Raw genomic sequence first — 22,564 nt, 5'->3', positions numbered from 1 at the left:
CCGCGAACGCGCAGAGCCAGTGAAGCAGCCGCGCCTCAGAGCTTCATGCCGCGGCTGATGATCTCCTTCATGATCTCCGAGGTGCCGGCGAAGATGCGCTGGATGCGCGCGTTGGCGTACATCCGGCAGATCGGGTATTCCCACATGTAACCCCAGCCGCCGTGCAGTTGCACGCCCTCGTCGACCACCTTGCCGAGCAGTTCGGTGGTGAACAGCTTGGCCTCGGCGGCCACCTCGGGGCTGAGCTTCTTCTGGTTGTGGTCCATCACGCAACGGTCGGTGAACACCTGGGCCACGTCCACCTGGGTGCGCATCTCGGCGAGCTTGAAGCGGGTGTTCTGGAAGTGCGCGATGGGCCGGTCGAAGGCCTTGCGCTCCTTCACGTAGTCGAGGGTGGCCTGCAGCGCCGCCTCGGCCCCGGCCACCGCGCCGCAGGCGTTGGTCAAGCGTTCCTGGGCGAGCATGTTCATCAGGTAGTAGAAGCCGCCCTTGGCGTCGCCCAGCAGGTTTTCCTTGGGTACCTCCACGTCGTTGAAGAACAGTTCGGCGGTGTCCTGGCTCTTCATGCCGAGCTTCTTCAGGTTGCGCCCGCGCTCGAAGCCGGGCATGCCGCGCTCGACCAGGAACAGGCCCATGGCGTGCTTGTTGTTCGGGTCGGTCTTGGCCGCGACTATCACCAGGTCGGCCAGCAGGCCGTTGGAGATGAACACCTTGGAGCCGTTGAGGACGTAGTGGTCGCCCTTGTCCACGGCGGTGGTGCGCATGCCGGCCAGGTCGGAGCCGGCCGAAGGCTCGGTCATGGCCACGGCGAGGATGGTCTCGCCGCGGATGATCCCGGGCAGGAAGCGCGCCTTCTGCTCGGGGCTGCCGTACTCGGCGATGTAGGGCCCGCACAGCGCCGAGTGCAGCGGGATCATGAAGCCCGGCTCGTTGATGCGCGCCAGCTCCTCGCACATGATCTGCTCGTAGCGGAAGTCCTTCAGCCCGGCGCCGCCGTATTCCTCGTCGGCCCAGGGCAGCAGGAAGCCCAGCTCGCCGGCCTTCAGCCAGACGCTGCGGTCGACCACCCCGGCCTCTTCCCAGGCCTCCTGGTGCGGCACCACTTCCTTGGCGAGGAAGGCGGCGAAGGCGTCGCGGAACAGGTTGTGCTCGGTCTCGAAATGTATGCGCTGCATGCTGGCGAACCCTGGTCGGTGGAAGTGCCGGCAGGTTAGGTGCCAGCCCCGCCACGCCTCAATGACGGCAGCGCTCAGCCTGGATTGACGCTTTCGTCCACGGAGGAAACCACGCGGATGTTTCCCTGTAGGAGCGAGCTTGCTCGCGAACAGATTCCGCAGCGGGGGCGTTCGCGAGCAAGCTCGCTCCTACGAAAAGCCGCGTTCGCCTGCAACGTAGGAGCAAACTCCGTCCGCGATGGGCGGTTCGCAGACGAAAAAAAGCCCCGCCAGGTGGCGGGGCTCAAACCATAGGAGTGACGTCTTACTTCAGCGCCATTACCACAGCGGCATGGTGTAGCTGAGGATCAGGCGGTTCTCGTCGGCCTTGTTGGACGAGGCGCTGTTGCGGGCGAAGTCGCTGCGGGTGGTCGCGTTGCGCCACTTGACGCCGAAGCCCTTGAGCGCGCCTTCCTGGACGACGTAGGCGATGTCGGTGTCGCGTTCCCATTCCTTGCCGTCGTCGCCGCTGGCGTTCAGCAGGTCGACGTTGTCGCCCTTCACGTAGCGGGTCATGAAGGTCAGGCCGGGGATGCCGAGGCCGGCGAAGTTGTAGTCGTAGCGGGCCTGCCAGGACTTCTCGTCCTTGTTGGCGAAGTCCAGGATCTGGATGTAGTTCACCAGGTAGGGGTCGGTGCCGTTAATGTAGGCGAAGCCGGTGTCGCCGCTCATCTTCTGGTAGCCGACGCCGAAGGCGTGGTAGCCCAGGTTGTAGGTGACCATGGCGTTGAACGCCTTGTTGTCGACGTTGCTGCCGCCGTCGTCGGTGGACTTGGCCCAGCGGACATCGGACTTCAGCGACTGGCCTTCGGCGATCGGCAGGGTCCAGCCGAGGGTCAGGTAGTGCTGCTTGTAGAAGTCGTCCAGCTGGCCGTAGTGGTAGCCGGTGCTGAAGTTCTTGGTCCAGTTGTAGGTGGCGCCGGCGTAGTCGAACTCGTTGGTGGTGTTGCCGCTGCGCACGGTGATGTTCTTCTTGCCGCCGGTGGTGACGGTCATTTCCTCGTAGTTGGAGGAGTCACGGCGGTTGGTCTGGTTCAGGCGGCCGGCGTCGAAGTTCAGGCCGTCGAGCTGGGTGGAGTTGACCGCGCTACCCACGAAGAGCTGCGGCAGCAGGCGGCTGTCGTTGGTCACCACGACCGGCAGCTTGGGCGTCAGGGTGCCCATCTTCAGGGTGTTCTTCTCGTAGCGCAGCTTGAGGGTGGCGCCGCCCTTGCTGAAGTCGTCCGGCGCGTCGCCGTCGGCGGTCTTCGGCAGCAGGCCGGTGCCGGTGCGGTCGGCGCTGGAGTCCAGCTTCAGGCCCAGCGCGGCGATACCGTCGACGCCCACGCCGATGGTGCCGTCGGTGTAGCCCGACTCGAATTTCAGGATGAAGCCCTGGCCCCACTCTTCCTGCTTGCTCTGCTGCGCCTGGGTGGAGCTGCGGAAATCGCGGTTGAAGTAGAAGTTGCGCAGTTCAACGTTGGCCTTGCTGTCCGAAATGAAGTCGGCGTGAGCGACTGCGGGTACGACAATGCTGGCGCCGAGCACGGCCTGCGCCAGGCCGCCCATGGCAAAACCGGCGTAGTTCTTACGGATCATCAGGATTCCCCTTATGGTGTTTTAAGCGTTGAACACGCTGAGCGCCTGGCATGCAGGGCGCGGCCCCCATGGTCTCGCGCAGCCGTTTGGCGGCTCTTCTGTGTTGCGGGGAATCTTGGCGGGGGGTTATTTCAGATCGACTGCATAGATATAAACTTTTTGTTACAGCTGAACTTTTCCGAAAAATTCGACTACGCGGTCATGGGCTGAAAGCAGCGGCTGTCAGCGGGGACTGACGCACCGGACGAGCGGCAGTATGCTGTCGCCTCCCCCTCCTCCGCTGCGCCCATTCCATGCAAGAACTGCAACCGCTGATCGAACGCTACGGCCCCGCCCTGCTCTTCCTCAATGTGCTGCTGGAGCAACTGGGCCTGCCGATTCCGGCCTACCCGGCGCTGATCGTCGCCGGCGCCCTCGCGCTGCAGGGGCACGGGGTGTCCCTGGGCGAGGCGCTGGCGGTGGCCACCCTGGCCTGCCTGATCGCCGACACCGCCTGGTACTTCGCCGGCCGCCGCTACGGCGGCTTCCTGCTGCGCACCATCTGCAGGGTGTCGCTGTCGCGCGACAGCTGCATCCGCCAGAGCCAGAGCCTGTATCTGCGCATCGGCCCGCGCGCGCTGCTGATCAGCAAATTCCTGCCCGGCGCCGGCGCGCTGTCCACCAGCCTGGCCGGCATGACCGGCACGCCGCTGCGCCGCTTCCTCGGCTACGACTTCGCCGGCTCGGCGCTGTGGGTGGGCTCGGCGCTAATGCTGGGCGCCATCTTCAGCGACACCGTCGACAGCCTGCTCGGCTGGCTGCACGACTACGCCACCCGCGGCCTGCTGTTGTTATTGGCGGCCTTCGCGCTGTTCATCGCCTGGCGCCTGTGGCAGCGCTACAGCCTGCTGCGACGCACCGCGCGGATTCCCAGGATCAGCGTCGAGGAACTGCGCGAACGCCTGGACCAGGGCGACACCCCGCTGATCCTCGACGTGCGCGCCGAGGCCGGCGAGGACGGCATCCCCGGCGCCATCCCGATGACCCTGGACACCCCGCTGGACGGGCTCGCCGACAGCCTCGGCCAGGCCGACGTGGTCATCTATTGCGCCTGCCCCAACGAACTCTCCGCGGCCATGCTCGCCGAGCGCCTGCGCAAGCACGGCTACCCGCGCGCCTGGGCGCTGTCCGGCGGGCTGGAGGCATGGCAGGCGAGCCAGGGCCAAGCTGGCGCCGATGGGCTTTCGTAGGATGGGTTGAGCGAAGCGATACCCATCACCACAGCTATCACGGGCAGACATGGCTCCTACAAAAAGCGCGGCGCCCATCGATTGACGTTGCGCCGACCAGCCCTTACCGTTGCCCAGCCGCTCAATCGAGCGGTGCGGGATTGGCGTCCCGGTATCAGAACAGACGCGAGCCTCAGGGCGAGCGTCGGCATGGTCGTACCTGTGTCATGGGCAGGCCGTGCAGGGCATCTTCGGATGCGCCGGATGTTCTGACCGGTACGCCAACCTGTACGGTCTGCCCTCCCTGATTGGCGTCAGGCGGGCAGTTCAAGGCACTTCTCGTCAGGACACAACCATGCATCCATTACGTATTTCCAAAGAAGCAACTTCCCTCGACCTCTTCGACGCCGCCCAGGCCCGTCACTCCGCCGCCTGCGACGCTCTGCGCCTGCTGGCTGGCGCACCGGACCTGGGCTGCCCGGACGAGGGCACCCTCGCCGGCGCCCTGGGCAGCCTCGAACTGTTGCTGCGCGATGCCGCCCGGCTCTACGAGGCGGCTCGGGAACGGGCCTGAACGCCGGGGCGCCTTGCGTAGGATGGGTTGAGCTTGCGATACCCATCGGGCCAGGGTGATGGGTATCGCTTCGCTCAACCCATCCTACGGTGTGCTACCTGCGCCATTCCCATGTAGAGCGGACCTTGCCCGCGATAGCCGGAACCTCCGGCGCGGATCGCGGATGAGATCCGCTCCTACGCTGCCCCACCCGCGCCATTCCCATTGTAGGAGCGCGCCCTGCGCGCGAATCGCGGGCAGGGCCCGCTCCTACAGGTTACCGGGAGGCACGGTATTTCTCCCCCGTAGATACCGTGTCACCTAGCCTCGAGCAAGGGCCAGTTCCACATTGTATGGCTGGCCCGACTTGAGGACGCCATAGGCGATCTGCAGCAGCTTGCGCATGGCAGCACAGATGATCTGTTTACCCGCTTTGCCTTTCTCCTCGAGCCATAAACGCAGTGCCCGTATCGCCTGGTTATGGCTCATGGCACAGATGGCTGGCATGAACAGGCCTGCCCGCAAGAGGCGTGAGCCGATCTTTGAGATCCTCACCTGGCCCTTGTGTTGGCCGGATTCCCTGAGCCTCGGATTGAGTCCTGCAAAAGCCACGACCGCCCGGGCACTCTCGAAGCGGCTGATTGATCCAAGTTCGGCCAGCAACAGGGCTGCAGTTTTGTCGCTGATACCCTCGATACTCGTCAGCAGATCGCGCTTGCCCCGCAAGTCAGGATCGTCGTCGATATGTTGGCGAATCGCTTCCAGCGTCTGTTCAATCTGCTGTTCCAGATGGGCCGAGACCGACAGGATCGACTCTTTCACCACGTCGCTCTTGGCGGTTTCCAGGCGGTTGATTTCCATCTGGAACCGCTCCTTGAGCTCTTCGTAGCGCCGTACCAGCGCACGGAGTTGCCGCACGCTCACCGGGTCCGGCTGCCAGAGCTGGAGATCCTCGGCATGCCGAGCGCCGTAGAGGGCGATCAACTTGGCGTCGACCTTGTCGGTCTTGACCCGTTGCAACTGGCTTTGCGCATAGCTGGCAATACGTGCCGGATTCATCACGCAGACACGATATCCCCGGGCCAACAGATAATCGCCCAGAGCTTCGTGATAGATGTTGGTGGCTTCCATCACCACCCACGCCCCTGGCTCGGCATGTTTTTGCAACCACTGGTCAAAGACGCTGAAGCCCGACTGATCGTTGCTCAGATTGCCTTTGGTGCGGTATTTGCCATTGCTCTGCAGAACCGCAATGTCGAAAGTTTTCTTGGCGATATCCACGCCAACTACGATGGCCATAACTCCTGCTACCTCTTACAGCTTTACATCATCAGCACTCCACTCCATCCAACCTTGCCTATACGAGCTACCACCGGGGTGGGGCTCCAGATACCGTTCGGACTCACGAGTGGATTGGGAAGGCAGGAGACTATCTACAGTGCAGGCTCGTAGCCTAGGAGCGGACACGTCTTCCTGGTCTTCCTTCCGGTGATCAGCCGGAGACTACCCGCCGTTATGGCGGGTCGTCGACATACAAGGAGCGGACCTTGTCCGCGATTCGCGCGCAGGGCGTGCTCCTACAGGAGGTCGGGTTCGCGAGCCCGCAACGAAAAAGGGGAAGGCCGAAGCCTTCCCCTTTTTCCTGCTGCGTCAGATACGGCCTCAGCCCACCCAGACGCGGGCATTGCGGAACATGCGCATCCAGCCGCCGTCTTCCTGCCACTCGTCCGGGCGCCAGGAGTTCTGCACGGCGCGGAACACCCGCTCCGGGTGCGGCATCATGATGGTCACGCGGCCGTCGCGGCTGGTCAGGCCGGTAATCCCGCGCGGCGAGCCGTTGGGGTTGGCCGGGTAGGTCTCGGTGACCTTGCCGTGGTTGTCGACGAAACGCAGCGCCACGCAGCCGGACAGGTCCGACTCCAGCAGGGCTTCCTCGCTCTCGAACTCCGCATGGCCTTCGCCGTGGGCGATGGCGATGGGCAGGCGCGAACCGGCCATGCCCTGCAGGAAGATCGACTGCGATTCCTGCACCTGGACCATGGCCACGCGCGCCTCGAACTGCTCGGAACGGTTGCGCACGAAGTGCGGCCAGAACTCGGTGCCGGGGATCAGCTCGTGCAGGTTGGACATCATCTGGCAACCGTTGCACACGCCCAGGGCGAAGCTGTCCTTGCGCTCGAAGAAGGCCTGGAAGCCGTCGCGGGCACGGGCGTTGAACAGGATCGACTTGGCCCAGCCCTCGCCGGCGCCGAGCACGTCGCCGTAGGAGAAGCCGCCGCAGGCCACCAGGCCCTTGAAGTCTTCCAGGCTGACACGGCCGGCGAGGATGTCGCTCATGTGCACGTCCACCGCGGCGAAGCCGGCGCGGTCGAAGGCCGCGGCCATTTCCACCTGGCCGTTGACGCCCTGCTCGCGGAGGATCGCCACCTGCGGGCGCACGCCTTTCTTGATGTAGGGCGCGGCGATGTCGTCGTTGACGTCGAAGCTGAGCTTGGCGGACAGGCCGGGGTTGTCCTCGGCCAGCAGGCCGTCGAATTCCTGGTCGGCGCACTCGGCGTTGTCGCGCAGGCGCTGGATCTGGTAGCTGGTTTCGCTCCAGATGCGCTGCAGCAGGCGGCGCTCGGCGCTGTAGACCGGCTCGCCGTTGAAGCTCAGCTCGACCTCGTCGCCATTGACCGGCTGGCCGATCACCGCCACGCAGTCGCCCAGGCCGGCGGCGCTGAACTGCGCCAGCACTTCCGGGGTGGCGGCTTCGCGGACCTGGATGACCGCGCCCAGTTCCTCGCTGAACAGCGCGGCGCCGAGTTCCTCGCGGCTGGAAGCCAGGTCGTCGAGGCGCAGGTTCAGGCCGCAGTGGCCGGCGAAGGCCATTTCCAGGGCGGCGGCCAGCAGGCCACCGTCGGAACGGTCGTGGTAGGCCAGCAGGTGGCCGTCGGCGTTGAGGCCCTGGATCACCGCGAAGAAGGCCTTGAGGTCCTCGGCGTCGTCGACGTCCGGGGCTTGCTGGCCGATCTTGCCGTAGGTCTGCGCCAGGATCGAGCCGCCCAGGCGGTTCTTGCCGCGACCCAGGTCGATCAGGATCAGGTCGGTCTCGCCCTTGTCCAGGCGCAGTTGCGGGGTGAGGGTCTTGCGCACGTCGCCGACCGGGGCGAAGCCGGAGATGATCAGCGACATGGGCGCGGTGACGCTCTTCTCCACGCCCTCATCCTGCCAGCGGGTCTTCATGGACATGGAGTCCTTGCCCACCGGGATGGTGATGCCCAGCGCCGGGCACAGTTCCATGCCCACCGCCTTGACGGTGTCGTACAGGCGCGCGTCCTCGCCCGGGTGGCCGGCGGCGGCCATCCAGTTGGCCGACAGCTTGATGTCGGAGATCGCGCCGATGCTGGCGGCAGCCAGGTTGGTGATGGTCTCGCCGATGGCCATGCGGCCCGAAGCCGGGGCGTCGAGCAGGGCCAGCGGGGTGCGCTCGCCCATGGCCATGGCTTCGCCGGTGTACACGTCGAAGCTGGTGGCGGTGACGGCGCAGTCGGCCACCGGCACCTGCCAGGGGCCGACGAACTGGTCGCGGGCCACCAGGCCGGTGATGGTGCGGTCGCCGATGGTGATCAGGAAGCTCTTGCTGGCCACGGCCGGGTGGCGCAGCACGCGCTCGGTAGCCTCGCCCAGGTCCAGGGCGGCGGCGCTGAAGTCATCGCCGATCTCGGCTTCGCGGGCGACCGAACGGTGCATGCGCGGCGGCTTGCCGAGCAGCACGTCGAGCGGCATGTCCACCGGTTTGTTGCCGAAGTGGCTGTCGGCGACGGTCAGGTGTTTCTCCTCGGTGGCCTCGCCGACCACGGCGAACGGGCAGCGCTCGCGCTCGCAGATGGCCTTGAAGGTCTCGAAGTCGGCGGCGTCCACCGACATCACGTAGCGTTCCTGGGACTCGTTGCACCAGATTTCCAGCGGGCTCATGCCCGGCTCGTCGTTGGGCACCGCACGCAGTTCGAAGCGGCCGCCGCGGCCGCCGTCGTTGATCAGCTCCGGCAGGGCGTTGGAGATGCCGCCGGCGCCGACGTCGTGGATGAACTTGATCGGGTTGTTCGCGCCCAGCTGCCAGCAGCGGTCGATGACCTCCTGGCAGCGGCGTTCCATTTCCGGGTTCTCGCGCTGTACCGAGGCGAAGTCCAGGTCGGCGGCGGAAGCGCCGGTGGCCATGGAGGAAGCGGCGCCGCCGCCCAGGCCGATGAGCATGGCCGGGCCGCCGAGCACGATGAGCTTGGCGCCGACGCTGATCTCGCCCTTCTGCACGTGGTCTTCACGGATGTTGCCGAGGCCGCCGGCGATCATGATCGGCTTGTGGTAGCCGCGCACTTCCTCGCCGCGCGGGGTGGCCACGGCCTGCTCGAAGGTGCGGAAGTAGCCGGTCAGGTTGGGCCGGCCGAACTCGTTGTTGAACGCGGCGCCGCCCAGCGGGCCCTCGATCATGATGTCCAGCGCGGTGACGATGCGCTCGGGCTTGCCGTAGGGCACTTCCCAGGGCTGCTCGAAACCGGGGATGTTCAGGTTGGAGACGGTGAAGCCGACCAGGCCTGCCTTGGGCTTGGCGCCGCGGCCGGTGGCGCCCTCGTCACGGATTTCGCCGCCGGAGCCGGTGGAGGCGCCGGGGAACGGGGCGATGGCGGTCGGGTGGTTGTGCGTCTCGACCTTCATCAGGATGTGCACCGGCTCTTCGCTGGCGCCGTACTGGCGGGTCTCGGGGTTCGGGTAGAAGCGCCCGGCGACCGAGCCCACCATCACTGCGGCGTTGTCCTTGTACGCGGACAGCACGCCTTCGCGGTGCATTTCATAGGTGTTCTTGATCATGCCGAACAGGCTCTTGTCCTGGGCCTGGCCATCGATGTCCCAACTGGCGTTGAAAATCTTGTGGCGGCAGTGCTCGGAGTTGGCCTGGGCGAACATCATCAGCTCGACGTCGTGCGGGTTGCGGCCCAGCTCGACGAAGCTCTTCACCAGGTAGTCGATCTCGTCCTCGGCCAGGGCCAGGCCCAGCTCCAGGTTGGCCTTCTCCAGCGCGGCGCGGCCGCCGCCGAGGATGTCGACCACGGTCAGCGGCTTGGGCTGGGCGTGGCTGAACAGGCCGGCGGCCTCTTCCATCTGGTTCAGCACCAGTTGCGTCATGCGGTCGTGCAGGCGCGCGGCGACTTGCGCGGCGTCGGCCTCGGACAGCTCGCCGGCGACGTAGTAGGCGATGCCGCGCTCGATGCGCTCGAGCTTCGCCAGGCCGCAGTTGTGGGCGATGTCGGTGGCCTTGCTGGACCACGGTGAGATGGTGCCGAAGCGCGGCACCACCAGGAACAGCCGGCCCTTGGGCTCCTGCACCGGCACGCTCGGGCCGTACTTCAGCAGCCGTCCGAGCACCTGTTCCTCATCGGCGGTCAGCACGCCACTGACCTCGGCGAAATGCGCAAACTCGGCGTACAGCCCGGTGACAGCGGGTACCTGCCGGGTGAGCAGGTCGAGCAGTTTGCCGTGGCGGAAGGCGGAAAGGGCGGGAGTGCCGCGCAGGATCAGCATTGTCGGAACAGCCTCTGGAGACAGGGGAATTCGCAGGGCCGGGAGGGCCGGCCCGCAGAGGCCGTGCATTCTACCGTAAAGCATGCTCCGGCGGCACCTGCAGCTCGGCCGACGGCAAGGGCTTTCTGCCATTGGGCGGGGGAGCGGCGCCATTCATCTTCGAACGCTTTCGAACAGGCTCGCCGCACGCCCACTCCAGGCGCGCCCCGGGGCCCCTGACCGGCGTCTGGCACGGCCTCTGAAACGAAGCCGCTAGCAGAGATACCCCGAGCTGTCCAGATATTGGGCTCCGCGACCTTGGCGTATACTGCGCCGATGTTTGCCCTGAACCCGTCACGCGTGCGCTCCGCCGTATGGATCCTGGCGACCTGTATCTTTCTGCTGCTCTCCGGCTGTAGCGAGGCGAAAGCCCCCACAGCCCTGGAGCGGGTACAGAAGGACGGAGTGCTGCGGGTGATAACCCGCAACAGCCCGGCCACCTACTTCCAGGATCGCAACGGCGAGACCGGCTTCGAATACGAGCTGGCCAAGCGCTTCGCCGATCACCTGGGGGTGAAGCTGCAGATGGAGACCGCCGACAACCTCGACGACCTCTACAGCAAGCTCGGCCAATCCGGCGGCCCCGACCTGGCCGCCGCCGGCCTCACCCCCGGCGGCGAGCGGGAGATCTCCGTACGCTTCTCGCACTCCTACCTGGACGTCACCCCCCAGGTGGTCTACCGCAATGGCGACCCGCGCCCCACCCGCCCGGACGACCTGGTCGGCAAGCGCATCGTGGTGCTCAAGGGCAGCAGCCACGCCACGCAGCTGGCCGAGCTGAAGAAGAAGTATCCGAAGCTGGAGTACAAGGAATCCGACGCCGACGAGATGGTCGACCTGCTGCGCATGGTGGACGTCGGCGACATCGACCTGACGCTGATCGACTCCAACGAACTGGCGATGAACCAGGTCTACTTCCCCAACGTGCGCGTGGCCTTCGACCTGGGCGACGCCCGCGGCCTGGCCTGGGCCCTGCCCGGCGGGACGGACGACAGCCTGTATGCCGAGGTCAACAAGTTCCTCGACAAGGTCAAGCAGGACGGCACCCTGCAGCACCTGAAGGACCGCTACTACGGCCACGTCGACGTGCTCGGCTACGTCGGCGCCTACACCTTCGCCCAGCACCTGCAGCAGCGCCTGCCGCGCTACGAAACGCACTTCAAGCAGATCGCCCAGACGCTGAAGATGGACTGGCGCCTGCTCGCCGCCATCGGCTACCAGGAATCCATGTGGCAGCCCGACGCCACCTCCAAGACCGGCGTGCGCGGCCTGATGATGCTGACCAACCGCACCGCCCAGGCCATGGGCGTGTCCAACCGCCTCGACGCCAAGCAGAGCATCCAGGGCGGCGGCAAGTACTTCGACCAGATCCGCGACGAGCTGCCGGACAGCATCAAGGAGCCGGACCGCAGCTGGTTCGCCCTGGCCTCCTACAACATCGGCAGCGCCCACCTCGACGACGCCCGCAAGCTGGCCCAGCAGGAAGGCCTGAACCCGGACAAGTGGCTGGACGTGAAGAAGATGCTGCCGCGCCTGTCGCAGAAGCAGTGGTTCCGCAAGACCCGCTACGGCTACGCCCGCGGCGGCGAGACCGTGCATTTCGTGCAGAACGTGCGGCGCTACTACGACATCCTCACCTGGGTGACCCAGCCGCAGCTCGAAGGCGGCCAACTGGCCGAAAGCGGCCTGCACCTGCCCGGGGTGAACAAGGCCCGGCCCAGCGAAGAGACCGACGAGAAGCTCTGAACAGGGTGGCCCGTCGGGGGGCATGAGACTGACACGCGTCTACGGGGAATGCCGTGCCGCCTGGCGATTCGTAGGAGCGGACTCCGTCCGCGGATTGTGTGTTCCTGGGGTCGTAGGTGCTTTTTTGCGAATGGGGTTTGCTGGTGGCGTAGGTGTTGGGGGTAAGAGCGCCCTCTCCCCAGCCCTCTCCCTGAAGGGAGAGGGGGCTGTCCTGAGTCGCCGGGAACTCCAGAGTTATCCTGATACTCCGCCCCCACCCCGTCATTCCCGCGAACGCGGGAACCCAGTGACTGCAAGGTTCGCGAGCAAGCTCGCTCCTACGAAGAGCAAAAGCGCTTTGGCTTTGGGACTTCCAGAGAAACGTCCGAGCGCACCGGAACGCCCCTTCAGAAGGCCGAGCGAAGCCCCCGCTCAGGAGGTCATGCGACATGGATGTCGCGAGAGCCCCGCGGGCTACAGGGACGTACCCTCGGGGCGGGCCTCCGTGGCGGGGGAATTCGTGAGGGTAGCCCGGCTCCATCGGGCCCGTATGTTGGGGCAAGCCTTTTTGGTTCCTTTTGTGGCGTTTGACAAAAGGGACTCGCCCGAGGGGGCGAAACAAAAAATCTCCGCAGACTCGGAGCGGCGCGGTACACCCAAACAAGAAGGCAGCTGGGTTCCCGCGTTCGCGGGAATGACGGGGGTTAGGTTGGGTGCGCAAGACCAAGGTTCGCGAGCAAGCTCGTTCCTACACGCACCTATAAACCCTACCCCTTGCGCCTCGCCTTGAAGAAGGCCGACAACATCGCACTGCACTCCTCCGCCAGCACCCCGCCCTCCACCAACACCTTGTGATTGAGGAAATCCTGGGCAAAGAACTCCCCCCGGCTGACCACCACCCCCGACTTGGGCTCGGTGGCGGCATAGACCAGGCGCTGGATGCGCGCGTGCACCAACAGGCCGGCGCACATGCTGCAGGGCTCCAGGGTGACATAGAGGGTGCTGCCGGGCAGGCGGTAGTTGCCGGCCGCCGCCGCAGCCTCGCGGATGGCGATCATCTCGGCATGGGCGCTGGGGTCATGGGCGGTGATCGGCTGGTTGAAGCCACGGCCGATGACCTGGCCTTCCAGCACCAGCACGGCGCCCACCGGCACCTCGCCCAGGGCCGCGCCCTGCTCGGCCAGGGCCATGGCCTCGCGCATGAATTCGCGGTCGCGGCTGCGGTCGATCACAGGGGCCAGCCCCTTCACCGTCGGGTGGCCCTTGCTGTTGGTCAGCCGCACCAGGCGTCACCCACGGCGATGGTGCCCATCAGGCCGGTCTCCATATGGTCGATGACGTGGCAGTGGAACATCCACAGGCCAGGGTTGTCCGCCACCAGCGCCACCTTCGCGCTCTCGTTCTTGCCCAGCAGGTAGGTATCACTGTAGTACGGGATGATCTTGCGGCGGTTGGACGCCAGCACCTTGAAGGTCATGCCGTGCAGGTGGATCGGGTGCTGGTACTGCGTCAGGTTGCGCAGGGTGAAGATATAGCTCTTGCCCAGCTCCAGCTTGGCCAGCGGCGGCGCGTTGTGCTTGTGCTCCTCGCCGCCCTGCCAGGCCACGCCGTTGATCTGCCACAGCGACGGGGTCGCCTGGCCCTTGGAGTAGTCGGTCATGGCGCCCACCCACTCGAACTTGAAGTCGATGGTCTCGGCCTTGTCCAGGTCCGGCTCGCTCACCGGGTTGTGCGGCAGCGCCGGCGGCCATTCGGCGGAACCACCCTGCAGCGGCGCCACGCCGCGCACCGTGCCCAGGCGCACCACGCCGTCGCGCAGGGACAGCTCCTGGCCCTCGGCCGGACCGCGGATGGCCAGCTCCAGGCGCATGCCCGGGCCGATCCAGTATTGCTCGTCGAGGTCCCGCGGCTCCACCGGGTGGCCGTCAATGGCGTAGATCTTCGCCTCGCTGCCCGGCAGGTTGAGCCGGTAGGTCACGGTGTTGTCGATGTTGAGGATGCGCACGCGGGTCACCTGGCCGGCGGGCAGCTCGATCACCGGCACGTGCTCGCCGTTGATGGTCGACAGACTGCCGCGGGTGCCCTCGCGAGCGGCCTCGCGCGGCACGCTGAAGGCGGTGAAGGCGCCCTGCTCGTCCACGTGCCAGGTCTTCAGGCAGAGGATTCTCTCGTGGCTGAAGCCGCTGGGCTCGCGCTCGTCGATGATCAGCGGGCCGACCAGGCCGCGGCCCAGCTGCTCGCTGCTCATCAGGTGCGGGTGGTACCAGTAGCTGCCGGCGTCGGGGGTCTTGAACAGGTAGACGAAGCTCTGCCCCGGCTGCACCGGCGGCTGCGAGATGTAGGGCACGCCGTCCATCTCGATGGGCAGGCGGATGCCGTGCCAGTGGATGGTGGTCGGCTGGTCCAGCTTGTTGGTGAAACGCACGCGCAGCCAGTCGCCCTGGCGGGCGCGGATCTCGAAGCCGGGGAAGCGGTTGCCGTAGAGCAGCGCCGGGGTCTTGTGCCCGGGCACCAGCTCCAGGTCCATGGGCGCGGCGATCAGTTCGTAGTCGTGCTCCGCGGTCACCTGCGGGCGCGCCAGCCATAGACGCGCGCCGCCGGCGCCGAGGCCGACCACGGCGAGGCCGGCGATGCCACCCAGTACCTGTCTGCGGGTAAAGCTCATGTCTCCCCCAACCCCTGCGGGTATCTCGCAAATGCAAGATTTTCTCATTTTCCCGGTGGCAAGGCGAGCACGAAGGCGCTGCGCGATGTCGCATCCCGGGCAACCGCAGCAAATGCCTGACAGACATGGACAGCCACGCCACGGAAGGCTATCTGAATAACTTCGCTTCCACGGCGATACACCGCCATTGACGACGAGAGAGACGAGGCATGAGCCAGAAACTGAAGGTGGAACGCAAGGGCCATGTGCTCTGCATCGGGCTGAACCGCCCGGAGAAGTACAACGCCATGGACGTGGAGCTGTACCTGACGCTGGCCGACGCCTACGGTGAACTGCAACGCGACGACGAACTGCGCTGCGGCCTGCTCTACGGCGAAGGCAAGCACTTCTGCGCCGGCCTGGAGCTGGACAAGTGGGGCCCGCAGTTCGCCAGCGGCCGCTTCCCCGAACTGCCTCCAGGCGCCTGCGACCCCTTCGGCCTGGACCCGGCTCGGCGGGTGGCCAAGCCGATCGTGGTCGCTGCCCGCGGCGTCTGCTTCACCGCCGCCCTGGAACTGATGCTGGCCGCCGACGTGCGCATCGCCGCGGAAGATGCCCGCTTCGGCCAGATCGAGGTCAAGCGCGGCATCTATGCCGTGGGCGGCGCGACCATCCGCTTCGTGCAGAACATCGGCTGGGGCAACACCATGCGCTACCTGCTCACCGGCGACGAATTCGACGCCCGGGAAGCCCACCGCATAGGCCTGGTGCAGGAAGTGACGGCCCCCGGCGAGGAATTCGCCGCAGCCCTGGCCGTAGCCGAACGCATCGCCCGCCAAGCCCCGCTGGGCGTGCGCGCCACCCTGGCCAGCGCGCGCCTGGCCCTGGCCGAAGGCGAGACGGAAGCCGCCCGTCGCCTGCTGCCGGACCTGCAGCCGCTGATGGGCAGCGAGGACGTCAAGGAAGGCGTGGCCTCCTTCCTCGAACGCCGCGAGGCGAACTTCGTCGGCCGCTGAAACGACGACGGGGCGGCGTGGATGACCACGACCGCCCCGTCTTCCAGCTGCCGGCGCCGCGTTCAGCGGCGCCGGATCGCTGGGATCACTCCCACTCGATGGTCGCCGGCGGCTTGCTCGACACGTCGTAGGTGACGCGGGAGATGCCTTCGATCTCGTTGATGATGCGGTTGCTGACCTTCTCCAGCAGCTCGTAGGGCAGGTGCGCCCAGCGTGCGGTCATGAAGTCGATGGTCTCCACCGCGCGCAGGGCCACGACCCAGGCGTAGCGACGGCCGTCGCCGACCACGCCGACGGATTTCACCGGCTGGAACACCACGAAGGCCTGGCTGGTCTTGTGGTACCAGTCGAAGTTGCGCAGTTCCTCGATGAAGATGTGGTCGGCGCGGCGCAGCAGGTCGGCGTATTCCTTCTTCACTTCGCCGAGGATGCGCACGCCCAGGCCCGGGCCCGGGAACGGGTGGCGGTAGACCATGTCGTAGGGCAGGCCCAGTTCCAGGCCGATCTTGCGCACTTCGTCCTTGAACAGTTCGCGCAGCGGCTCGACCAGTTCGAACTGCATGTCTTCGGGCAGGCCGCCGACGTTGTGGTGCGACTTGATCACGTGGGCCTTGCCGGTCTTGGCGCCGGCCGACTCGATCACGTCGGGGTAGATGGTGCCCTGGGCGAGGAACTTCACGTCCTGCAGCTTGGTGGCTTCCTCGTCGAAGACCTCGATGAAGGTGCGGCCGATGATCTTGCGCTTCTCTTCCGGGTCGGCGACGCCGGCCAGGCGGCCGAGGAACTTGTCTTCGGCGTTGGCGCGGATCACCTTGACGCCCATGTTCTCGGCGAACATGGCCATCACCTGGTCGCCCTCGTGCAGGCGCAGCAGGCCGTTGTCGACGAAGACGCAGGTCAGCTGGTCGCCGATGGCCTTGTGCAGCAGGGCCGCGACCACCGAGGAGTCGACGCCGCCGGACAGGCCCAGCAGCACCTTGGCGTTGCCCACCTGGGCGCGCACGGTGGCGATGGCGTCGTTGACGATGTTCGACGGCGTCCACAGGGCTTCGCAGCCGCAGATGTCGAGGACGAAGCGCGAGAGGATGCGGCCGCCCTGCTTGGTGTGGGTCACTTCCGGGTGGAACTGCACGCCGTAGTAGCCGCGGGCGTCGTCGGCCATGGCGGCGATCGGGCAGCTCGGGGTGCTGGCGAGGATGTGGAAGCCCTCGGGGATGTCGGTGACCTTGTCGCCGTGGCTCATCCACACGTCGAGGCCGAACACGCCGTCTTCATCGACGTGGTCCTCGATGCCGTCGAGCAGGCGCGCCTTGCCGACCACGTCGACGCGGGCGTAGCCGAACTCGCGCAGGTCCGAACCCTGCACCTTGCCGCCCAGTTGCTCGGCCATGGTCTGCATGCCGTAGCAGATGCCGAACAGCGGCACGTTGAGGTCGAACACCGCCTTGGGCGCGCGCGGGCTGTCCAGCTCGTGCACCGACTCCGGGCCGCCGGCCAGGATGATGCCGCGCGGGGCGAAGGCGCGGATGTCGTCGTCGCTCATGTCGAACGGGTGGATTTCGCAGTACACGCCGATCTCACGCACGCGGCGGGCGATCAGCTGGGTGTACTGGGAACCGAAGTCGAGGATCAGGATCCGGTGAGCATGGATATCTTGATGGGCCATTTTCTTCCCCTGGGGAAATGGCTGAAGGCTGAAGGCTGAAGGCTGAACGAAAGAGCAATCTCGTCCAGCCTCCAGCCTCCAGCCTCCAGCGAAAGAGCGGTTTAGCCGACGCGGTAGTTCGGCGCTTCCTTGGTGATCTGCACGTCATGCACGTGGGATTCGGCCATGCCGGCACCGGTGATGCGTACGAACTGCGGCCGGGTACGCATGTCCTGGATGTCGGCGCTGCCGGTGTAGCCCATGGCTGCGCGCAGGCCACCCATCAGTTGGTGGACGATGGCGGTCAGCTGGCCCTTGTACGGGACGCGGCCTTCGATGCCCTCGGGGACCAGCTTCTCGGCGCCGGCGGAGGCGTCCTGGAAGTAGCGGTCGGAGGAACCGGTGGCGCCGGCCATTGCACCCAGGGAGCCCATGCCGCGGTAGGACTTATAGGAACGGCCCTGGAACAGCTCGATCTCACCCGGAGCCTCTTCAGTACCGGCGAACATGGAGCCCATCATCACGCAGTAGGCGCCAGCCACCATGGCCTTGGCCAGGTCGCCGGAGAAGCGGATGCCGCCGTCGGCGATCAGCGGGACGCCGGTGCCTTCGAGGGCGGCGGCGACGTTGGCGATGGCCGAGATCTGCGGCACGCCCACGCCGGCGACGATGCGGGTGGTGCAGATGGAGCCCGGGCCGATGCCGACCTTGACCGCGTCGGCGCCGGCGTCGGCCAGGGCCTTGGCGGCTTCGCCGGTGGCGATGTTGCCGCCGATCACCTGGACCTGCGGGAAGGTTTCCTTCACCCAGCGCACGCGATCGATCACGCCCTTGGAGTGGCCGTGGGCGGTGTCCACCACCACTACGTCGACGCCGGCGGCGACCAGCGCGGCGACGCGCTCGGCGGTATCGGCGCCGGTGCCGACGGCGGCGCCGACGCGCAGGCGGCCCTGCTCGTCCTTGGACGCCAGCGGGTAGGTCTTGGCCTTCTCGATGTCACGGAAGGTGACCAGGCCGGTGAGGCGGAACTGCTCGTCGACCACCAGCATCTTCTCGATGCGGTTCTCGTACAGCTTGGCCTTGATCTCTTCCAGGGCGGTACCTTCGCGGGCGGTGATCAGCTTGTCCTTGGGCGTCATGATCGCCGCCACGCTGTCGCCGACGTTCGGCTTCACGCGCAGGTCGCGGCCGGTGACGATGCCCACCAGCTCACCCTCTTCCACCACCGGGAAGCCGGAGAAGCCGTATTCGCGGGCGATCTGCAGCAGCTCGATGATCTTGGTCGAGGGCGTCACGGTGACCGGGTCGCGAACGATGGCGGTCTCGTGCTTCTTGACCTTGCGCACCTCGGCAGCCTGCTGCTCGATGCCCATGTTCTTGTGGATGATGCCGATACCGCCTTCCTGCGCCATGGCGATCGCCAGGCGGGATTCGGTCACGGTATCCATGGCGGCGGACACCAGCGGGATGTTCAGTTCGATGCCCCGGGTCAGGCGAGTCTTCAGACTCACGTCCTTGGGCAGGACCTCGGAGTAACCGGGGATGAGGAGGACGTCGTCGAACGTCAGGGCTTCTTGGCTGATGCGCAGCATGGCGAGGGCTCCCACACGGGAAAATGGAAGCGCGGCATTATACCCCAGCTTCACGCTCGGGCTCAACGCGCCCGACCGCTGGATTCGCGGGTTTCGCGCTGGCCCTCGGCAAGGCCCCGGGCTTATCATCCAGCGCCATGTTCAATGACCCTTTCCAACGGCTGGGCCTCGACCGCGAGGTGCTGACCGTCAGCCAGCTCAACCAGCGCGCCCGCCAGCTCCTGGAGGACGTGTTCCCGCAGGTGTGGGTGGAAGGCGAGATCTCCAACCTCGCCCGCCCCGCCTCCGGGCACATCTATTTCACCTTGAAGGACGGCAACGCCCAGGTGCGCTGCGCGCTGTTCCGCCAGCACGCCCTGCGCGTGCGCCAGGCCCTGCGCGACGGCCTGGCGGTCAAGGTGCGCGGCAAGGTCTCGCTGTTCGAGGGCCGCGGCGACTACCAACTGATCGCCGACGCCGTCGAACCGGCCGGTGACGGCGCCCTGCGCCTGGCCTTCGAGGCACTGAAGCAGAAGCTCGCCACCGAGGGCCTGTTCGCCGCCGAGCGCAAGCGGCCGCTGCCGGCCCATCCGCGGCGCATCGGCATCGTCAGCTCGCCCACCGGCGCGGTGATCCGCGACATCATCAGCGTGTTCCGCCGCCGCGCGCCGCAGGTCGAGCTGACCCTGGTGCCCACCGCGGTGCAGGGCCGCGAGGCCACCGCGCAGATCGTCCGCGCCCTGAAGCTGGCCGATGCGCGCGGTTTCGACGCCATCATCCTGGCCCGCGGCGGCGGCTCGCTGGAAGACCTCTGGTGCTTCAACGAGGAAGTCGTGGCCCGCGCCATCGCCGCCTGCGCCACGCCGGTGGTCAGCGCCGTGGGCCACGAGACCGACGTTTCCATCAGCGATTTCGTCGCCGACGTCCGCGCGCCCACGCCCTCGGCCGCCGCCGAGTTGCTGGCGCCGCACGCCGGCGACCTGCAGCAGCGCCTGGACGGCCTGCGCCGCCGGTTGATCCTGCGCATCCAGGACCGCCTGACCCGCGAGCGCCTGCGCCTGGAAGGCACCGCCCGGCGCCTGCGCCACCCCGGCGAGCGCCTGCGCCAGCAGGCCCAGCGCCTGGACGACCTGGACATGCGCCTGCGCCGCGCCTTCGAGCGCCAGCTGCAGGTGCGCCAGGAACGCATCGGCCGCCTGCAGACGCGCCTGCAGGCACAGCACCCGGGCCGCGCCCTGGCGCTGCTGCGGCAGAAACTCGACAGCCTGGCCGCGCGCCTGCCCCACGCCACCCGGGCGATCCTCCGCGAGCGCCGCCAGCGCCTCGACGGCCTGGCCCAGAGCCTGCACATCGTCAGCCCGCTGGCGACCCTCGGGCGCGGCTACAGCATCCTCCTCGACGAGCGCGGCCAGGCCATCCGCCGCGCCGCCCAGGCCCAGCCCGGCCAGCGTCTGACCGCGAAACTGGGCGAAGGCCAACTGGAAGTGCGGGTGGAAGACAACCACCAGGCCCCGGTCACCCTCTCGCTGCTGGACTGACCTGGGCCTTGGCTGTGACATGCGCCGAAATCGCGGACGGAGTCCGCTCCTACGTTTCCAAGAAGCACGGCTCTTCGTAGGATGGTGTTGAGCGAAGCGATACCCATCACCACGACCGCATGGGTTTCGCAGGCTCAACCCATCCTACGAAGAGCCCTCCGGTGCAAGATTGCCCCGTAGGATGGCGTTGAGCGGAGCGATACCCATCACCCCGGCGCAGCCGGCAAGACAGTTGCTCCTACAGGGACTGATGAATAACCGCCAACGGTTACACGCCCGACGTTCGCGCCATGTAGACTGCCGGCTTTACCGGATTTACGGAAAGCCCATGTTCCGCGTCTTCTGCCTGCTGTTCGCCACCCTTCTCTCCCTGCCCGCCCATGCCGAGGGTTTCATCAGCCGTACCCTGAACAAGCCGGTGCCCGGCGGCGTCGCCGTGGTCCAGCTGGGCAGCGCGGGGCCGGCGCCGAGCGCCAGCTACCAGGGCAAGCCGGTGCTGGTGGTGCGCGAGGAAGGCCGCGACTGGATCGCCGTGGTCGGCATCCCGCTCAGCGTCAAGCCGGGCCAGCAACAACTGCAGGTGAAGCAGGCCGGCGCCAACCGCAGCCTGCCGTTCCAGGTCGGCAGCAAGCACTACCGCGAGCAGCGCATCACCCTGAAGAACACCCGCCAGGTCAACCCGCTGCCCGAGGACCTCAAGCGCATCAACCGCGAACTGGCCGAGCAGACCGCCGCCTACCGCAGCTTCAGCCCCGGCACGCCGAGCAACCTGGTGCTGGACAAGCCGGTGAACGGCCCGCTCTCCAGCCCCTTCGGCCTGCGCCGCTTCTTCAACGGCGAGGAACGCAACCCGCACTCCGGGCTGGACTTCGCGGTGCCCGCCGGCACGCCGATCAAGGCCCCGGCGGCGGGCAAGGTGATCCTCATCGGCAACTACTTCTTCAACGGCAACACCGTGTTCGTCGACCACGGGCAGGGCTTCATCAGCATGTTCTGCCATATGTCGAAGATCGACGTGAAGCTCGGCGACCAGGTCCCGCGCGGCGGCGTGGTCGGCCGCGTCGGCGCCACCGGCCGGGCCACCGGGCCGCACATGCACTGGAACGTCAGCCTCAACGATGCCCGCGTCGACCCGGCGATCTTCATCGGCGCCTTCAAGCCCTGAGGTTCATTCTGCGCGGCTGGGCACCCGCTCCAGACGATAGAGCTCGCCGATCAGGCAGGGCTCGGGGATACCGGTCGAGTCGTACGAGAGGATGCGGTCGAGCCTGGTCACCGCTCCCACTGTGCTGCTGATGTTCAGGCGGTTGCTGAACGACAGGTTGTCGCAGGGCGAGGAGAAGGCCACCAGGTAGCGCCGGCCGGGCGCGTGGCCGAGGACGATGTGGCCCTTGTCGAGGTATTCCCAGCCCTGGGTTTCCCACACCGGGATCGACTTGACCATCTCGCCCTGGCGGTAGCCGAGGCGTTCCAGGTGCTGGTCGAGGGGCAACTGGTCGTTGCGCAGCCCGGACTGGCTGCAGGCGGCCAGCAGGACGGCAACCGCCAGCATGGCGGCACTGCGGACATTGCGCATGCTCACCTCCCGGCCACGGATGGGTGGCCCATGTCGAGCCGAAACCGGCCCGGCTCCATTTTCCCACCCTGGGAAAAGGCCGGCGCGCGGCCGGCCGGACGGTCAGTTCATCTTCATCCCGGGCATGTCGTGGCCCGACATATCGTGGCCGGACATGCCGTGCTCACCGGCCTCGGGCGCCTGTTTCTGCACCTGTACCTCGACCTTGAGGTCGCCGGCCTGCTGGAAGTGCAGGGTCACGGGGAAGCGCTCGCCGTCGGCCAGCGGCTTCTTCAGGCCGAACAGCATCAGGTGGTAGTGGCCCGGGGCGAAGGTGACGGTGCCGCCGGCGGGGATGTCCACGCCGTCGACCTTCTGCATCTTCATCATGCCGTCCTTCATCTGGTGCTCGTGGACCTCGGCGCTGGCCGCGCGCTCAGTGTCGGCGCCGAGCAGGCGGTCGGCCGCCTTGCCGTGGTTGTGCACGACGAAATAGGCCGCGCCGTTCTCCGAGTTGGCCGGCAGCAGCAGCGACCAGGGGTGCTCGACGTCGAGGTCGCCGGCCTTGTATTCGTGGGCCAGCAGCGGAGTGGAGAAGGACAGCATGGCCGCCAGGGCCAGGAGGGTCTTGCGCATGTTGGAAACTCCTAACGATCTCATGGGCCGCCCGTCGAGCGGGCGGCTTCGTAGGGGGCTCGGTCAGCATAGCTGCTGGGCGC

The 22,564-nt window shown here is 66.8% G+C and carries 16 protein-coding genes; 6 read left to right on the top strand and 10 right to left on the bottom strand.

Features of this window, described 5'->3' with window-relative positions; translation table 11 throughout:
* Nucleotides 1–35 precede the first annotated feature (35 nt).
* The gene (locus M8R19_RS23120; protein ID WP_249919027.1) at nt 36–1,175 is read right to left on the bottom strand and encodes an acyl-CoA dehydrogenase family protein; all 1,140 of its coding nucleotides are present in this window, start codon (nt 1,173–1,175) and stop codon (nt 36–38) included.
* Between the two features lie 318 nt (nt 1,176–1,493).
* Nucleotides 1,494–2,792, bottom strand: coding sequence for an OprD family porin (locus M8R19_RS23115; RefSeq protein WP_074976520.1), 1,299 nt, complete (start codon nt 2,790–2,792; stop codon nt 1,494–1,496).
* Nucleotides 2,793–3,085: 293 nt separating this feature from the next.
* On the opposite strand from M8R19_RS23115, the gene M8R19_RS23110 reads away from it, so the two are divergent.
* Nucleotides 3,086–4,021, top strand: a complete 936-nt coding sequence (locus M8R19_RS23110) for a DedA family protein/thiosulfate sulfurtransferase GlpE (RefSeq protein WP_116422420.1) — start codon at nt 3,086–3,088, stop codon at nt 4,019–4,021.
* Between the two features lie 334 nt (nt 4,022–4,355).
* Nucleotides 4,356–4,574 (top strand): hypothetical protein, encoded by a 219-nt coding sequence (locus tag M8R19_RS23105; protein WP_249919026.1) that lies wholly within the window; start codon nt 4,356–4,358, stop codon nt 4,572–4,574.
* 300 nt (nt 4,575–4,874) lie between these two features.
* Here M8R19_RS23105 and M8R19_RS23100 read toward each other — a convergent pair whose 3' ends face one another.
* Complete coding sequence (locus tag M8R19_RS23100; RefSeq protein ID WP_249919025.1) at nt 4,875–5,852, bottom strand: IS110 family RNA-guided transposase; 978 nt, start codon at nt 5,850–5,852, stop codon at nt 4,875–4,877.
* 363 nt (nt 5,853–6,215) lie between these two features.
* Nucleotides 6,216–10,112, bottom strand: coding sequence for a phosphoribosylformylglycinamidine synthase (gene purL, locus M8R19_RS23095; RefSeq protein WP_249919024.1), 3,897 nt, complete (start codon nt 10,110–10,112; stop codon nt 6,216–6,218).
* Nucleotides 10,113–10,427: 315 nt separating this feature from the next.
* Between purL and mltF the strand changes: the two genes are divergently transcribed.
* Nucleotides 10,428–11,897: a membrane-bound lytic murein transglycosylase MltF gene (gene mltF / locus M8R19_RS23090; RefSeq protein WP_249919023.1), complete on the top strand. Its 1,470-nt coding sequence runs from the start codon at nt 10,428–10,430 to the stop codon at nt 11,895–11,897.
* Between the two features lie 746 nt (nt 11,898–12,643).
* Here mltF and tadA read toward each other — a convergent pair.
* Together tadA and M8R19_RS23080 are read right to left on the bottom strand one after the other, a co-directional pair.
* Nucleotides 12,644–13,162, bottom strand: a complete 519-nt coding sequence (gene tadA / locus M8R19_RS23085; RefSeq protein WP_083426738.1) for a tRNA adenosine(34) deaminase TadA — start codon at nt 13,160–13,162, stop codon at nt 12,644–12,646.
* Entirely contained in the window at nt 13,150–14,541 is a 1,392-nt protein-coding gene (locus M8R19_RS23080; RefSeq protein ID WP_249919022.1) for a multicopper oxidase family protein, read from the bottom strand. Before M8R19_RS23080 ends, tadA begins: the two co-directional genes overlap by 13 nt.
* A 209-nt stretch (nt 14,542–14,750) precedes the next feature.
* On the opposite strand from M8R19_RS23080, the gene M8R19_RS23075 reads away from it, so the two are divergent.
* Nucleotides 14,751–15,536, top strand: a complete 786-nt coding sequence (locus tag M8R19_RS23075) for a crotonase/enoyl-CoA hydratase family protein (RefSeq protein ID WP_249919021.1) — start codon at nt 14,751–14,753, stop codon at nt 15,534–15,536.
* An 85-nt stretch (nt 15,537–15,621) separates the two neighbouring features.
* Here the strand turns inward: M8R19_RS23075 and guaA are convergent, their stop codons facing one another.
* Together guaA and guaB are read right to left on the bottom strand one after the other, a co-directional pair.
* Nucleotides 15,622–17,202, bottom strand: coding sequence for a glutamine-hydrolyzing GMP synthase (gene guaA / locus M8R19_RS23070; protein ID WP_116422920.1), 1,581 nt, complete (start codon nt 17,200–17,202; stop codon nt 15,622–15,624).
* Nucleotides 17,203–17,303: 101 nt separating this feature from the next.
* Nucleotides 17,304–18,773, bottom strand: a complete 1,470-nt coding sequence (gene guaB / locus M8R19_RS23065; protein WP_009616195.1) for an IMP dehydrogenase — start codon at nt 18,771–18,773, stop codon at nt 17,304–17,306.
* Nucleotides 18,774–18,910: 137 nt separating this feature from the next.
* On the opposite strand from guaB, the gene xseA reads away from it, so the two are divergent.
* A complete protein-coding gene (gene xseA, locus M8R19_RS23060) occupies nt 18,911–20,290 on the top strand; it encodes an exodeoxyribonuclease VII large subunit (protein ID WP_249919020.1) in 1,380 nt (459 codons plus the stop codon).
* Between the two features lie 328 nt (nt 20,291–20,618).
* Nucleotides 20,619–21,455, top strand: a complete 837-nt coding sequence (locus M8R19_RS23055) for a M23 family metallopeptidase (protein WP_249919019.1) — start codon at nt 20,619–20,621, stop codon at nt 21,453–21,455.
* Nucleotides 21,456–21,458: 3 nt separating this feature from the next.
* On the opposite strand, the gene M8R19_RS23050 is transcribed toward M8R19_RS23055, so the two are convergent.
* Together M8R19_RS23050 and M8R19_RS23045 are read right to left on the bottom strand one after the other, a co-directional pair.
* Entirely contained in the window at nt 21,459–21,866 is a 408-nt protein-coding gene (locus M8R19_RS23050) for a DUF6491 family protein (RefSeq protein ID WP_249919018.1), read from the bottom strand.
* A gap of 102 nt (nt 21,867–21,968) precedes the next feature.
* Nucleotides 21,969–22,481, bottom strand: coding sequence for a copper chaperone PCu(A)C (locus tag M8R19_RS23045; RefSeq protein ID WP_249919017.1), 513 nt, complete (start codon nt 22,479–22,481; stop codon nt 21,969–21,971).
* Between the last annotated feature and the right edge of the window lie 83 nt (nt 22,482–22,564).

Source organism: Pseudomonas sp. R3.Fl (assembly GCF_023516765.1).
GTDB classification, from domain to species: domain Bacteria; phylum Pseudomonadota; class Gammaproteobacteria; order Pseudomonadales; family Pseudomonadaceae; genus Pseudomonas; species Pseudomonas citronellolis.
Note: the sequence above shows the minus strand (reverse complement) of the source record. Positions and strands in the feature narration are given on the sequence as shown.